The organism is Anabaena sp. CA = ATCC 33047, from assembly GCF_963870205.1.
In the GTDB taxonomy this organism is placed as follows: domain Bacteria; phylum Cyanobacteriota; class Cyanobacteriia; order Cyanobacteriales; family Nostocaceae; genus Trichormus.
In genome coordinates this window covers 1-13,188 of sequence record NZ_CAWMSA010000047.1, presented here as the reverse complement: position 1 = coordinate 13,188, position 13,188 = coordinate 1, and the positions used below count along the sequence as shown (strand labels likewise).

Here is a 13,188-nt window from a genome sequence, read left to right as displayed (position 1 = left end):
TGACTAATGACTAAACTGCTGAGTATAAAATTTGGCATAGCGACGCTCAAGGGCTAAAAGTTCTTCATGTGTGCCTGACTCTACAATCTGCCCCCGTTCTAAAACTAAAATGCGATCGCACTTTCTCACTGTACTTAAACGGTGGGCAATAATAAATACTGTGCGTTGCTGCATTAGTCTTTCTAAAGCTTCCTGTACTAAAGCCTCTGACTCAGAATCTAAGGCTGATGTCGCTTCATCTAAAATCAATATCTGCGGGTTCAATAATACCGCACGAGCGATCGCAATTCTTTGTCTTTGTCCACCAGATAAATTTACCCCCCTCTCACCTACCCAAGTCTGATAACCTTCTGGTAGCTGGCTAATAAATTGATGAGCATTAGCAATTTTTGCCGCTTCTGCCACAGCATTTAAATCATAAAACTCTTGCCCAAAGGCGATATTTTGGGCTACAGTCCCCGAAAACATGATGGTTTCTTGGGGAACTATACCAATTTGTCGCCGCAAACTCTCTAAAGACACATCCCGAATATTTACGCCATCAATTAAGATTTGACCTTTGCTGGGGTCATAGAAACGTGGCAGCAGATTTACAAAGGTGGTTTTACCTGCACCAGAAGCACCGACTAAAGCGATCGCTTCCCCTGGCATCGCTAACAAACTAATATCTTTTAAGACGGGTTCACCTGGTTGATAAGCAAATGTCACCTGATGATATTCAACTTTACCTTGAACTTGTGGTAAGCTGATTACATTGGGTTTCTCTGTGACTGTTGGCTGCATCGCCATCAATTCAAAAATTCGGTCAACAGATGCTTCCCCTTGTTTAAATTCGTTGTAGTTGTTGGTAACATGACCGATAGGGTCAATTAATAAGCCGGCGGCGGCTAGATAACTGAAAAATTCGCCTACTGTTAAGTTTTTTTGCTGAATTTGCCACGCTCCCACCAAAATTAAGCATAAAGCACTCACAGCTTCTAAAAATCCGATAATCGGTATCTGCACAGCTTTCAGGCGTTCGGCTGAGTATTTAGCTTGAAAACTGCGTTCTGCTTCGTGGCTAAATCTCGCAATTTCATAATTTTCTGCGGCAAACGCCCGCACTAAGCGAATACCACTGAAAACTTCTGTTAGAATTGCTGATAAATCAGATACACGGTTTTGGCTTTTAAGCGAATATTTACGTAAGCGTTCCCCAAACCAACCAATTAACACACCCATCAATGGCGCAACTATCACCGTGGCTAAGGTGAGTTGCCAATTCAGGTAGATCATATAGATGGGGATGGCTATTAATTGCAACACACAGGGGAGAAAGTCATGAAATAGTTTCTTAACTACTTCCCCGATGCGGTCAATATCTTCGGTGAGGCGGTAAGATAAATCACCGGCTTTTGCAGTTTCAAAATAGCTTAAATCTAATTTTTGCAGGTGGGCGTATACTTGCTTCCGCAGGTAAAAAGCCACTCTTAACGCCGCTTTCGACATATAGATGTCCTGCACAGACTGAAAAAAGCCCCGCACAAGAAATACTAAGCCTAAGATAGCAGCTAATTGAGCGATCGCAATTACATTACCTTGACCAAAGGGTGCGGCTAACTGTCCCGCAAAATTAATTAATGTTAAAGTCGCCAGCACATAGCCTAAAATGCCGACAAATCCCTTAGTAATATTCTGCCACTGGGGTCTAATATAGGGCAGCAGTTGCCAGTAATTAGAACGAGTTTTCAAGCTCTCACATCCACAAAAATATTGTTCTTTGTTAGACGCTACCAGCTTTTGTGCAGTTTCTCAAAAAAAAGCAGTCTCGATAAAAGAAGAACTCCCTACAGTGTAGAGACTTTGTATGCAACGTCTCTACAAGGTTTGAAAACTTTCTTTTGCTGTTGATTTAGCTAAAAATCATTGTAATTAGGTTCTTTAAGTTCCCAACGCAGTAACCTTGGCAGTTGGGCTAAGTCTAAAGCGTAATTCCCCCCCCAGACGATAATTTCTAAAATCAACAAATTACGCATCCAGATTAATTCATTCGCAGAATTGATGATTCTCAAACCCTCATACAATTGCCAAAGGCGGTAAGGTACGTAAAGGTAAGGAACCATCACCCAAACTACATTGTGAAATTGCCTCAGTGTTAGACTTTCGGAGAGAATTTGCAACGCTAACATCACAAAGTACCAACCAAAGACAATTAATACCGAAGTATAGCCTTGGAAGACACCCCACCACAGCATCGCTACCAGTGGTAGTAATGCTCCCAAAAGTTGCACCGTACCAAACCAAATTTTAAACCACCCTGGTAGGGGTTCTGGTAGGGTATAGGGTTTAGCGTATCTCCACACCCAACCGACAACCACAAAAAAAGCAGTGGCTATCAAAAAAAATAGCAGGTTTTCAACAAACAGGTAGAGGTTGATATCAGTCATAATCAGATTTTCAACCTCTGCTGTTTTGAGTTCATTCACCTCTAGGGGTATTTTTCAGATTAACGTCCTAACCAAGTTTTGATAATATCAAGAAGACTAGAACCACCCCAAGCCAAAGCCATCAGAATAGAAGTAGTTAAAATTGCGCCCATCAGACACAGCACTAAACCGCCTAAACTGATAGCGCCGTCATCTTCTAGCAAACCAAAACCTGTGACGAAAATACCCATTGCTGGTAAGGTGTTAGTGCCTGGGATGGGTATCATCATAGAAATTGCCATTAAGGCGATCGCAGTTCCAATGGTGACTCTACCTGCTAAAGTCGTACAAATATAAGATAAACGGGGACGAGCGATCGCTTCAATTCTGCGTAACCAAGGAATCCCCGCTTTTAAAAATCCCTGCACTGTTTCTAGTTCCAAGGGATGATTCATCATTTTCGGGGGTAGCCAAGGAGTTCTCGCACCAGTAATTAACTGCACTGCTAACAGAAAAATTAAGATACCGAAAGGTGTGGAATAACCCGGTGCTGGTACTGGTAAAGCTGAAGGTAAAGCTAATATCACCAGCAAAAAACCAAAAATCCTTTCCTCTGCCAACTGTAATATATCAGATAAATTAACCTTTCCTGGTCTAGATTCTTCAAAAAAATAACGTTGCAATTCGTTGGATAGTTTAGCCATAAATTTTTGATGCTTTTCTGTGCCTAATTCGGGAATATTTAAAAAGCAGTAAATCCCAGAGGATAAAGAATGTGCATACAATATCTTAGCGTTAACAATGTTGGCAACAGGAGCAATATTGTTAAGATTACATCAAGTTATCAACTCAGATAGCGACTGTGAAGTTTTGGGTGCAAGATGGGGAAATACTGGCAAGTCTTAAAACTATTTTGGAGTGCTGCGATCGCCGCCGAATTGGAATATCGTGTAAACTTCTTGATAGCTACCCTCAGCAGCTTAGGAAATTTAGCGGGTAGTGTGTTTGGTTTGTTCTTATTTTACCGGACTGGCTATACTTTCACTGGCTGGTCATGGCAAGCTGCTTTAGTAGTTCTGGGAATTTTTACCTTACTGCAAGGTTTTTCTGCCACCTTTCTCTCACCTAACCTGAACCGCATTGTCCGCCATGTGCAAGAAGGAACTTTAGACTTTATACTTCTCAAACCTATCCGTAGTCAGTTTTGGCTTTCCACCTATACCCTATCCCCTTGGGGAATTCCAGATTTAGTTTTTGGTAGCATGATTATTGGCTATGCCGGTCAACGTCTGGGTTTAAGACTCGAAAACTATCTAGTTAGTATCGTACCGTTATTCTGTGGGTTGGTGATTCTTTATAGCCTGTGGTTTATGCTAGGAGCGACTAGCATTTGGTTTGTCAAAATCTATAATGTCACGGAAGTGTTACGGGGTTTAGTGGAAGCTGGTAGATATCCCATAGTTGCCTACCCCGCAGCTTACCGTTTTTTCTTCACTTTTATAGTCCCAGTGACATTTTTAACTACAGTCCCAGCAGAAGTCATGTTAGGTAGGGTGGAGATTAACTGGTTGATAGGTGCGGCTTTGTTAGCTGTGGCTTTGTTTTGGCTTTCTACTAGGTTTTGGCGGTTTGCTTTACGTTTTTATACCAGTGCTTCCAGTTAAACAGAGGATGTTGAAAATAGAAGTTTTTGAGCAGTGGTGATGCAAAACTGTAGGCGATCGCTGCCAAGTTTAGCTGAATTTCATGCAGTCATTCAATTGGATGAAGCATCAATTATCATCCAATCGCTAGAGTAAAAGAAAGCATACCCAAAGTAGCGAAACTCTTACCTGTTTATTCCCCCTCAAACTAAAGTTTGCAGCTACATGAACAAAGCTCATCTTTAGTAGCTGCATCCAAAAAATAGTTATTCTCTAAAACTTAGTGTTGAATTACAAATTCAGATTATGAGTAGTTCTAAGCTTTCGGAAAAACAAGCCCTGGAAAAAGAACGCAGCGAAGTGTTGCAACAATTGGAAGATTGGTTAGAAACCCCAATGGTAGTGTTGGGCTTTGCATGGCTAGCACTATTCATCATCGAAATTATCGCCGGATTAAACCCTTTACTGCAAGCCGTTAGCATCACCATCTGGATTATTTTTATTTTAGATTTTTTACTTAAACTAGCTATTGCTCCTCATCGACCTTCCTATATCAAAAGCAACTGGCTAACAGCTATTTCTCTATTATTACCTGCATTACGGACTTTTCGGATTATACGAGTTATCAAAATACTCCAAACCACAAGGGCTGTGCGGGGGCTACAACTGTTGCGAGTCATGACTCGTGCTAACCGAGGAATGCGGGTTTTGGCAGCAAGTGTCAGCCGTCGAGGGTTTGGTTATGTTGTGACTTTAACAATAATTATTACTTTAGTAGGAGCAGCAGGAATGTATGCGTTTGAAAATGAAGTACCTGTAGAATCTGGACTACACAATTATGGCACTGCTTTATGGTGGACAGCCATGTTAATCATCACAATGGGTTCTGAGTATTGGCCAAAAACCCCAGAAGGTCGAATTCTTTGTTTTTTCTTAGCCTTGTATGCGTTTGCTGTATTTGGCTATGTCACTGCAACTCTAGCGACGTTTTTTATTGACCGTGATGCTGATGATGATGAAGCCGAGTTAGCCGGAACGAAATCTATTCAAATGCTTCAGAATGAAATCACAGCGTTACGGCAGGAAATTCAAGAATTATTGCATCAGCATTCACAGAATTAATACCTCTGATACATCTTCTTAGCCGTGAGAAAATCTTACCAGAAAAAGACAGCAAATTGCTAGAAGAAAGATATCATCAAATTATTCAAAATTGCGACATTGTAAATCATATTTAGGATGGTAAAACCGAGAAAAATAACGTAATTAATCAGATATTTGGGGGAAAAGCATGAAAAGTTTAAATTGGAAAGGTTATCGAGTCCTTGCTTGGATAGGGCAAGGTTTACTAACAATCTTTGTCATAGCCGCAACCGTTCAAGGTAATTTCTTAAATGCTTTAGGTCTAGCATTTTTCCTGCTTGCCTCTTTTTTGTTTGTCGTCCTAGATGATAAGTTGCCTACTTTGTTTGATTTTCTGTTTGTCTTAGCTGCATTGGTCAATGCTACTGGTTGGGTATGGGGTTTATTTGAGACAAAAGGGCCTTATGACGAGATTGTTCATGCTTATACTACTTTTGCAATTACCCTAGCATTGAGTTTTTTAGTCTATAGTTCAATGTTGAATCTATTTCGCAATCATACAATGTTGTATCTGGTGACAATTACCAGTTTTGGCATTGCTATCGGTGCTTTATGGGAAATTACAGAATGGTCTGCGGGAAAAATTCTTAACACTCAAGTAATTGGCAGCTTGGATGACACCATTATTGACTTAATTATGGATTCTCTTGGTGCTTTATTAGCTGCTTTCACTAGCCTTTGGGCATTGCGACAGTGGACAAATCGTCATCCAGCAGCAAACAGTTCACAAACTGAAACTTATGTTGAAAATATCTAAAAAGTTGAGGGAAGCGGCTTGAGCCTCTTCCCTCAACTTTTTATAATCCCCTCGCCTTTAGGCAGGGGAGAGGTCAATCTTCTAAATCCTCTATTTCTTCTGCTTGAAAGTCAAATTCGTCTACAAGGTCTGCCACATATTCTTCCTCTTCTTCCTCGTCTTCGTAATGGTAGTCAACAGATGGGTAAGATACTAATCGACCTGTATGTTGCAACCACTCCAGCAAAGATTCCTCTTGTTTGAGAGGAATTATTGGTGCTGGTTGGTAACGAGGTTCTTCGCGGAGGGGTGGGTTAGACCGTTTTACCATGATGTTTACCCCCGAAGCATCTCTATTAATTACCAGTGTGTTTTTTATAGAGGTAAAAACTTCCTCCCTATGGTTGATGTTTTCCTATTCATCAACATTCCTATTGGCTAAGTTAGTACCGCACCGCTTACAAAACTTTGCGTCTTGATCGTGAAATGCTAAACCACAACCAAAACAAACTGTTTCTACTTGGTTAGCTGTTTTCACCAAACCTTTAATTAAATCTCCCACTTGCCAAGGAATCAAAGTCACTCCCGTCAAAATCATTAATACTGTTAACAAACGTCCTAATTCAGAAATTGGTGTAACATCACCAAATCCCACAGTTGTCATTGTGACGACTGAATAATAAAAAGCATCAAAAAAAGTCTTGTAAAGCGAGTTTACAGGATGTTCTACTTGATAAATCAAACCAGAATAAACAAATATAATGGCAAATAAGGTGAATAATATCCGAATTAAAATGACGCTATCTTCTGTACTAACACGGCTAAATAAAAATCTTTTATCAATAAATCTAATTAAACGTAAAATTCTAAACCATCGAAGTAACCGAATAAAACTAATATTTACCCAACCGATAAAAAAGGGCAAGATAGCCATTAAATCAATAATGGCATAAAAACTCAAGATATAATTGATTTTATGGGCGGCACTCCACAAACGGACTGCATATTCTATAGCAAAAATTACCAAGATAATCTTATCTATTACATCTAACTGCATCCGCACATCATCAGGTATATTATATGTCTGCGCGACAAAAATACCGGATGATAATAAGACTAAAGCAGCAATTGTTAAATTAATCGCTTTACCGATAGGTGTTTCTAAGTCTGTTAAGTAAAATTCTGTTTGTTTTCTACTTGGTAACATATTTCCCATCCAGCACCCAAATATGTTATTTTACCGATTATATTGCTGAATTATCAAGCTAATATGAACCACGAATATTTTATGAGTCTAGCAATTGAGGAAGCCAAAAAGGGGGATGCACCTTACGGTGCTGTAATTGTTAAAGATAATCAAGTTGTAGCAAGGGCTTATAATACTGTAGCTAGAGACTGTGATCCTTCTGCTCATGCAGAAATTAATGTCATTCGTCGTTTAACTACTCAAATCAACAAGTTTTCTTTATCAGGTTATAGTATATATACGACTGGTGAACCTTGTCCGATGTGTGCAGCAGCTTGCGTTTGGAGTGGAATTTCAGAAATTGTTTATGGTGCTTCTATTACAGATTTAATTTCTCTCAATCAGTCACAAATTCATATTTATTGTGAAGAAGTAATTGCAAAATCCTTTAGCAATATTACAGTTACTAAGGGGGTGCTGAGACAGGAATGTATGAGTTTATTTACTGTTTAACTCGATTCGTTTAAATAAGATAAATAGGTATTGGCAATGATAGCAGCCTGAGTGCGATCGCGCAAATTTAACCGATTTAAAATATTTGTAACATGATTTTTGACTGTCCCCTCAGAAATATACAGTTCTTGGGCAATTTCTCGATTATTAGCACCCGTAGCAATTAATCTTAAAACTTCTTTTTCTCTAGGGGTAAGTTCTGCTAAACTCGGCGGAATAGATGGCGTTTGACTGGGTGCAGAATTCTGAAATTGAGTCAAAAGTTTTTTCACGATTCCCGGCCCTAGTTGAGTATATCCTTTCTGCACAGCACGAATGGCAACAGCTAATTCTTCCGAGGGTGTATCTTTAAGTAAATAGCCCATCGCCCCATGTTGTAAAGCCGCTTTTACATATTCATCATCATCAAAGGTTGTCAACACTAAAACTTTCACATCTGAGAAACTGTTTTGAATTTCTTTAGTGGCAGCAACTCCATCCATAATTGGCATTCTAATGTCCATTAATACCACATCTGGTGTTAATTCAGCCATGAGATTAAGGGCTATTTCTCCATTTTCCGCTTCTCCGACAATTTCTAAATCTGGTTCTAGTTCTAATAAAACTTTTAATCCTTGACGAATTAAACTTTGGTCATCTACTAATAAAACTTTAATCATTAAATTAACCTGCCTAAAGGTATATCAACTGTAATTTGACAACCGCAACCAAATGCGGTGTTAATGCTAAATTTACCTCCTAAAGCTAACGTGCGATCGCGCATACTTTTTAAACCAAAACCTGTCGTATTTTGCTGAATATCAAAACCTCTACCATTATCCTGAATTATCAGATGTAAACTACCCCGGTTAACAGAAACTTCCAAATTTACCTCTGTGGCTTTCGCGTGCTTAGAAATATTTGTTAATGATTCTTGAAGAATTCGGTAAATCGCAGTATTAACTTCTGTTGATAAAGGATGGACAAGATTGATTTGAGAATGTAATATAATATTATTTGAGCGTTGGAAATCTTCCGCCAAGGTATCGATAGCTTCTGATAAAGATTGGTTTTGTAAGGGATGCGATCGCATAGTCGAAACCGAGTGTCTCACATCCTGTAAAGCTTTAGAACCTAACTCTTTAGCCCTAGCTAAAAAACTATAAGCCTGATCTGGATTAGCTTGATAAAGTTTGAGAGCAGTTTCTAATTGTAAATTTAAAGCTGTCAGCGAATGACCGAGAGAATCATGAATTTCCCGTGCAATTCGAGTACGTTCTTCTAATGTAGCTTGATTTTCGATTCTTAAAGCATACTGTCTCAGTTTTTCATTAGCAATAGCTAATTCTTCTCGGCTTTGACGCTCAGATAATACAGTATTCATTAACAATAAAACAAACACTAAACTTAAGCCAAATACTAAAGATAAACTCAAAGTAAAATATCGAAACCGTTCTTGTGCGTGTGGTGGTAAAGGATAGCGAGGCATCCGATACATTAGCGTTAATAAAAATAAAGTAAAAGAAAGAAATGTAACTGATAAACGTCCAGGTAGCTGGAAAATTAAACAGCTACGAGTCACTAAAATTATGTACAGAAAAGGAAACAGTCGATCTGCTCTCCCACCAAATAACCCAGTGATAAAAATTAAACTAATTCCACAAGCTGTATAAATAATTTTCATTATGTGATTGCCTGTAGGCAACCTTAAGCCCATTAATCCAAAAATAGTCAGATTTAAAATTGTCAATTCGGGAAACTTACTAGAAAATCGCGGGGAAGGATGGGGAATTACAGATGTAATTACAGAAATCGCCAGTAGAATCCATTCCAAATAAAGCAAGAATCGGAAAGGATGATTATTGATTTGAATCGGACGACTCATAAAAAAATCAAAATTTAAACTTCAACATTAACTAAGACAAATTCTATGGGAGGTTGCGCCCCATACATCCAGAAATAAAGTACATCTATGGCTACGCCACGCCAGCTACATCAAAAAACGGTATGAGAAATTAAAGGGGACTGCTACATATTTACTTTAATTGTGCAAAAATCACCAGTCACCTCAATCATAGTTAAACCATGACTAAAGTCATGGGTGTATTCATGACTTTCTCCTCATGTGGATAGTTGATGTGAGTTTTTAAGATAATCGCATATTCACAAGCACAAAAAACGAGGTCATCAATGCAACTGAAGTCATTATCTCTGTTCGCGGGTGCGATCGCTCTCACTTTAACTGCAACTGTCACCCCCTTGGCAGTGCAAGCACAAACCCCCTCCTCCGCGCCATTTCGGATTGCACAAGCTCAAAGAAAAGGCCCTTGGCAAAGTTTGGGATTAACAGAAGCCCAAAAAACCAGAATTCAAGCAATTCACCGCAACACCCGCGCTCAAATTGAAGCAGTGTTCACCCCAGAACAAAAAGCGAAAATAGAAGCAGCACGTCAACAACGTCAAGCAAGGCGATCGCAGCGTCAACAAGGCGACTTTCCACCACCTCCCGAAGCAGGTGAACGTCTGGGTAAGAAATTTGCACAACTCAATATGACTGATGCCCAAAAAGCTAGAATTCGGGCAATTAGAGAAGATGCTAAACAACAAGTTCAAGCAGTTTTGACACCCGAACAGCAAACCAAACTAGAAGAATTCAAAGCTAATCGTCGTCAGCGTTGGCAGCAACGTCAGAATAATCGTTAAATATCCTTAACATGAGCTGAACTACAAAAATTATTTTCTATCGCCCTCATTGAATATACTTCTTGCAGAAGTCAGGGAAAGGGTAAAAATGCTACCCTTTTCCTTTATCTCCTTGCCAAAACAGAATATTTAATCATCCCCCTAGAAAAGTTAACAGCTATGAGTTATGAGTTGATCAACACTCAAAGCTTTTTAACCTTTCAATATGTCTGAAGAATTTCCCATTGGTAGTAAAGTCCGGCTCATAGCACAACCACCCTACCTGAAAACCGCAGAACCCATGCCCATGTTACGCCCCCCTGATATCATTCAAGTGGGTGACGAGGGTATAGTCCTTGACCGTCGTCCCGGTGGATACTGGGGTGTGCGCTTTGATAAAGGAGCTTTTCTGTTAGACAGTCAATATATCCAAAGTGCAGAACAGCCTCCAGTCACTCAAGAACCTAAAACAGAATAAAACCCTGATCATCAGCAGCCAAGAATTGTAAACTTATGTAAAGTTGTCATTCTTGTCTGCATCATGATTTCCCGTCGTCATTTTCTGCACATCTTACTTGTCAGCTTGTTTGCTGTCATCAGTTGGTTAAATTTTACCCCTGCGGCTCAAGCACTTGGGGGTAAACTCCCTACAATTAATCAACCTGCGCCAGACTTTACTTTATCCACCAATACAGGTGATGGCAAAGTTTCTCTATCTGATTTGCGTGGTAAATGGGTAGTGCTTTACTTTTATCCCAAAGACTTTACTGCTGGTTGCACCATTGAAGCGCGTCGTTTTCAGCAAGATTTACCGAAATACCTGGAAAAAAATGTTCAGATTATTGGTGTCAGTGCTGATGATATAGATTCCCATGCCGAATTTTGTGATTCTGAAGGGCTAAAATTTCCATTGTTGGCTGACACTACTGGTGATGTTAGCAAAGCTTACGGTTCTTGGCTGGGTTTTGTATCCTCACGCCATACCTTTATTATCGACCCCCAGGGCATCTTGCGCGAGACTTTTGTGAAAGTTAACCCATCTGTTCACAGTGCAGAAGTTCTGGCGAGACTGGAACAGTTGCAATCAACAGCTTCTTAATGCCTGTTAAGGGAACACCAAAAAATCAATTATCCACATCGACTGTTAGTAGGGTGCGTCAGCATGAATATTTTCTTGGTATAGTAGGGGCGGGTTTATCAATATTTTGGATTGCTCAACTAGGGTATTTGTGAACCCGCCCCTACTACGGTTTCTCGTACTGACGCACCCTACATTTTGGATATTTTTTTATCTGGAAGTCCCCAATCATTGTTCAAGAAGGTAGGCATTATTTTCCACCTTCTTGAGTAAAATCATCAGTAATACATCCAGGAAGACAACCCATTTTTATCTAGAAAACTTTTTCAGATATTTTGAAAATTAGTCATAAAAAATATGTGGATAAATGTGGTTTTTCTCCACATATCCACCCAAAATTTATGACTGATGTCAACTACAAAAAGAGCCAGTTAAACTGTTATGTTTACAAATATTTCTCCAACATTAACGTGATGGAGTACCTTGATTGGGGCTACCTGCTACGTCATCCTCTCCTGTTGCTTCTGGTTTAGCAGACTCTCTAGCGTCTGATTGAGCAGCAGTACCAGTCTTACGGATATCAGCTTCGATAGGGGTTTGATAGCCTCCAGAAGCAGTAGGTGTAGTTTCTTGATTTTTAGATTTTTGTTTTTTCTCTTCAGACATCACTATACTCCTTTATCTATTCAGCCACCATTTTAAAAAAATAGGAGTTGTGATTTTATCTATCTAAAATCTAGTTATAGCTAATTTATCACTCTATCGGAAGTATTGTTTAGTTTGCCCAGAGAGTTAATATCAAGGTGACAATATTAATTGTCATGATCTTGTTGATGATTATTTGTGTGTTGATCAGTTTCTAGCAATCTAGCCATAAACACATCTGTTTTTCTACTAACAACGGAAATAACTTTATCAATGGCAACTACTTCGTTGATTTTGACCACCATTTCCCACAAAGTATCTTCCTCGGTTTCTTTGTTGTGAGTTCTATGTTTAAACCATAACAAATCATCCCAAACCCTAATGATTTTAGCAAAATACCATTTATCTCGTATTAGTATCCAGATTTCTTGGTCTATGTAGGTTTCTAGAATAGATTTCACAATAGTGGCAATGATAAAAACGATGAGGTAAATACTATGGGAGAGTTGAATATTATTGCAACTGTAAAATTACGGGATATTAAAGTAACTTTAATACTTTAGGTAGATGAAAAAACCGACTTTGCTCATTATCTGAGCAGCAAAACAAAAAAGCCTCCCCCGTAAGGAGGAAGCTTTTTTGTGATTGCTAAAGGTTAATGATTAACCGTTGATAGCAGGAGCGGTTAAAGCAACAGGAGCAACTTCGCCAGCAGCTAAGTCTAAGGGGAAGTTGTGAGCGTTACGCTCGTGCATTACTTCCATACCCAAGTTAGCGCGGTTGATGATGTCAGCCCAGGTGTTGATTACACGACCTTGAGAGTCGATGATGGACTGGTTGAAGTTGAAACCGTTCAAGTTGAACGCCATTGTGCTAACACCCAAAGCGGTAAACCAGATACCGATTACAGGCCATGCAGCTAGGAAGAAGTGCAAGGAACGGCTGTTGTTGAAGGACGCGTATTGGAAAATCAAGCGACCGAAGTAACCGTGTGCAGCAACGATGTTGTAGGTTTCTTCTTCTTGACCGAATTTGTAACCGTAGTTTTGAGATTCGTTCTCGGTGGTTTCACGCACCAAGGAAGAAGTTACCAATGAACCGTGCATTGCAGAGAACAAGCTACCACCGAATACACCAGCCACACCTAACATGTGGAAGGGGTGCATTAGGATGTTGTG

Annotated in this window: 16 protein-coding genes and 1 pseudogene; 7 read left to right on the top strand and 10 right to left on the bottom strand. The window is 39.5% G+C overall.

The window, feature by feature from the left end:
* Positions 1-3: 3 nt before the first annotated feature.
* The 3 genes from AACS98_RS15560 to AACS98_RS15550 form a co-directional block, all read right to left on the bottom strand.
* A complete protein-coding gene (locus tag AACS98_RS15560; RefSeq protein ID WP_066381435.1) occupies positions 4-1,731 on the bottom strand; it encodes an ABC transporter ATP-binding protein in 1,728 nt (575 codons plus the stop codon).
* A gap of 164 nt (positions 1,732-1,895) precedes the next feature.
* Positions 1,896-2,426, bottom strand: coding sequence for a hypothetical protein (locus AACS98_RS15555; RefSeq protein WP_197480078.1), 531 nt, complete (start codon positions 2,424-2,426; stop codon positions 1,896-1,898).
* Between the two features lie 59 nt (positions 2,427-2,485).
* Positions 2,486-3,109 carry an exopolysaccharide biosynthesis protein gene (locus AACS98_RS15550; RefSeq protein ID WP_066381745.1) on the bottom strand — a complete coding sequence of 208 codons (624 nt, stop codon included), beginning with the start codon at positions 3,107-3,109 and terminating at the stop codon, positions 2,486-2,488.
* 177 nt (positions 3,110-3,286) lie between these two features.
* Here AACS98_RS15550 and AACS98_RS15545 point away from each other — a divergent pair, with 177 nt between their 5' ends.
* From AACS98_RS15545 to AACS98_RS15535, 3 genes are all read left to right on the top strand, one after another.
* The gene (locus AACS98_RS15545; protein WP_066381433.1) at positions 3,287-4,069 is read left to right on the top strand and encodes an ABC transporter permease; all 783 of its coding nucleotides are present in this window, start codon (positions 3,287-3,289) and stop codon (positions 4,067-4,069) included.
* A gap of 285 nt (positions 4,070-4,354) precedes the next feature.
* The gene (locus AACS98_RS15540; RefSeq protein ID WP_066381431.1) at positions 4,355-5,170 is read left to right on the top strand and encodes an ion transporter; all 816 of its coding nucleotides are present in this window, start codon (positions 4,355-4,357) and stop codon (positions 5,168-5,170) included.
* 169 nt (positions 5,171-5,339) lie between these two features.
* Positions 5,340-5,948, top strand: a complete 609-nt coding sequence (locus AACS98_RS15535; RefSeq protein WP_066381429.1) for a hypothetical protein — start codon at positions 5,340-5,342, stop codon at positions 5,946-5,948.
* Between the two features lie 73 nt (positions 5,949-6,021).
* On the opposite strand, the gene AACS98_RS15530 is transcribed toward AACS98_RS15535, so the two are convergent.
* Together AACS98_RS15530 and AACS98_RS15525 are read right to left on the bottom strand one after the other, a co-directional pair.
* Positions 6,022-6,258 carry a DUF3134 domain-containing protein gene (locus tag AACS98_RS15530; RefSeq protein WP_066381427.1) on the bottom strand — a complete coding sequence of 79 codons (237 nt, stop codon included), beginning with the start codon at positions 6,256-6,258 and terminating at the stop codon, positions 6,022-6,024.
* A gap of 84 nt (positions 6,259-6,342) precedes the next feature.
* Positions 6,343-7,134, bottom strand: a complete 792-nt coding sequence (locus tag AACS98_RS15525) for an ion transporter (RefSeq protein WP_066381425.1) — start codon at positions 7,132-7,134, stop codon at positions 6,343-6,345.
* A gap of 63 nt (positions 7,135-7,197) precedes the next feature.
* Here AACS98_RS15525 and AACS98_RS15520 point away from each other — a divergent pair, with 63 nt between their 5' ends.
* Positions 7,198-7,626, top strand: a complete 429-nt coding sequence (locus AACS98_RS15520) for a nucleoside deaminase (protein ID WP_066381423.1) — start codon at positions 7,198-7,200, stop codon at positions 7,624-7,626.
* Here AACS98_RS15520 and AACS98_RS15515 read toward each other — a convergent pair.
* Complete coding sequence (locus AACS98_RS15515) at positions 7,623-8,285, bottom strand: response regulator (RefSeq protein ID WP_066381420.1); 663 nt, start codon at positions 8,283-8,285, stop codon at positions 7,623-7,625. The two genes, AACS98_RS15520 and AACS98_RS15515, sit on opposite strands and share 4 nt — an antisense overlap.
* Positions 8,285-9,490, bottom strand: coding sequence for a sensor histidine kinase (locus tag AACS98_RS15510; RefSeq protein WP_066381418.1), 1,206 nt, complete (start codon positions 9,488-9,490; stop codon positions 8,285-8,287). The genes AACS98_RS15515 and AACS98_RS15510 overlap by 1 nt, the downstream gene beginning before the upstream one ends.
* 305 nt (positions 9,491-9,795) lie before the next feature.
* Between AACS98_RS15510 and AACS98_RS15505 the strand changes: the two genes are divergently transcribed.
* From AACS98_RS15505 to AACS98_RS15495, 3 genes are all read left to right on the top strand, one after another.
* The gene (locus tag AACS98_RS15505; RefSeq protein ID WP_066381416.1) at positions 9,796-10,308 is read left to right on the top strand and encodes a Spy/CpxP family protein refolding chaperone; all 513 of its coding nucleotides are present in this window, start codon (positions 9,796-9,798) and stop codon (positions 10,306-10,308) included.
* 205 nt (positions 10,309-10,513) lie between these two features.
* Positions 10,514-10,765, top strand: a complete 252-nt coding sequence (gene sipA / locus AACS98_RS15500) for a regulatory protein SipA (RefSeq protein WP_066381414.1) — start codon at positions 10,514-10,516, stop codon at positions 10,763-10,765.
* A 63-nt stretch (positions 10,766-10,828) separates the two neighbouring features.
* On the top strand, positions 10,829-11,386 hold the full coding sequence (locus AACS98_RS15495) for a peroxiredoxin (protein WP_066381413.1): 558 nt from the start codon (positions 10,829-10,831) through the stop codon (positions 11,384-11,386).
* Between the two features lie 444 nt (positions 11,387-11,830).
* Here the strand turns inward: AACS98_RS15495 and AACS98_RS15490 are convergent, their stop codons facing one another.
* The 3 genes and pseudogenes from AACS98_RS15490 to AACS98_RS15480 form a co-directional block, all read right to left on the bottom strand.
* Positions 11,831-12,031: a hypothetical protein gene (locus tag AACS98_RS15490; protein ID WP_066381407.1), complete on the bottom strand. Its 201-nt coding sequence runs from the start codon at positions 12,029-12,031 to the stop codon at positions 11,831-11,833.
* Between the two features lie 146 nt (positions 12,032-12,177).
* Positions 12,178-12,471: a DUF6679 family protein gene (locus AACS98_RS15485; RefSeq protein ID WP_066381405.1), complete on the bottom strand. Its 294-nt coding sequence runs from the start codon at positions 12,469-12,471 to the stop codon at positions 12,178-12,180.
* Positions 12,472-12,672: 201 nt separating this feature from the next.
* Positions 12,673-13,188, bottom strand: a pseudogene (locus AACS98_RS15480) (photosystem II q(b) protein); the annotation flags it as partial.

What these genes read in the sequence shown, in the direction of transcription:
- AACS98_RS15550 (WP_066381745.1), bottom strand. Translation starts at nt 3,109, where the DNA reads ATGGCTAAACTATCCAACGAATTGCAACGTTATTTTTTTGAAGAATCT.
- AACS98_RS15505 (WP_066381416.1), top strand. Translation starts at nt 9,796, where the DNA reads ATGCAACTGAAGTCATTATCTCTGTTCGCGGGTGCGATCGCTCTCACT.
- AACS98_RS15555 (WP_197480078.1), bottom strand. Translation starts at nt 2,426, where the DNA reads ATGACTGATATCAACCTCTACCTGTTTGTTGAAAACCTGCTATTTTTT.
- AACS98_RS15520 (WP_066381423.1), top strand. Translation starts at nt 7,198, where the DNA reads ATGAACCACGAATATTTTATGAGTCTAGCAATTGAGGAAGCCAAAAAG.
- AACS98_RS15515 (WP_066381420.1), bottom strand. Translation starts at nt 8,285, where the DNA reads ATGATTAAAGTTTTATTAGTAGATGACCAAAGTTTAATTCGTCAAGGA.
- sipA (WP_066381414.1), top strand. Translation starts at nt 10,514, where the DNA reads ATGTCTGAAGAATTTCCCATTGGTAGTAAAGTCCGGCTCATAGCACAA.
- AACS98_RS15510 (WP_066381418.1), bottom strand. Translation starts at nt 9,490, where the DNA reads ATGAGTCGTCCGATTCAAATCAATAATCATCCTTTCCGATTCTTGCTT.
- AACS98_RS15525 (WP_066381425.1), bottom strand. Translation starts at nt 7,134, where the DNA reads ATGTTACCAAGTAGAAAACAAACAGAATTTTACTTAACAGACTTAGAA.
- AACS98_RS15545 (WP_066381433.1), top strand. Translation starts at nt 3,287, where the DNA reads ATGGGGAAATACTGGCAAGTCTTAAAACTATTTTGGAGTGCTGCGATC.
- AACS98_RS15540 (WP_066381431.1), top strand. Translation starts at nt 4,355, where the DNA reads ATGAGTAGTTCTAAGCTTTCGGAAAAACAAGCCCTGGAAAAAGAACGC.
- AACS98_RS15490 (WP_066381407.1), bottom strand. Translation starts at nt 12,031, where the DNA reads ATGTCTGAAGAGAAAAAACAAAAATCTAAAAATCAAGAAACTACACCT.
- AACS98_RS15495 (WP_066381413.1), top strand. Translation starts at nt 10,829, where the DNA reads ATGATTTCCCGTCGTCATTTTCTGCACATCTTACTTGTCAGCTTGTTT.
- AACS98_RS15535 (WP_066381429.1), top strand. Translation starts at nt 5,340, where the DNA reads ATGAAAAGTTTAAATTGGAAAGGTTATCGAGTCCTTGCTTGGATAGGG.
- AACS98_RS15530 (WP_066381427.1), bottom strand. Translation starts at nt 6,258, where the DNA reads ATGGTAAAACGGTCTAACCCACCCCTCCGCGAAGAACCTCGTTACCAA.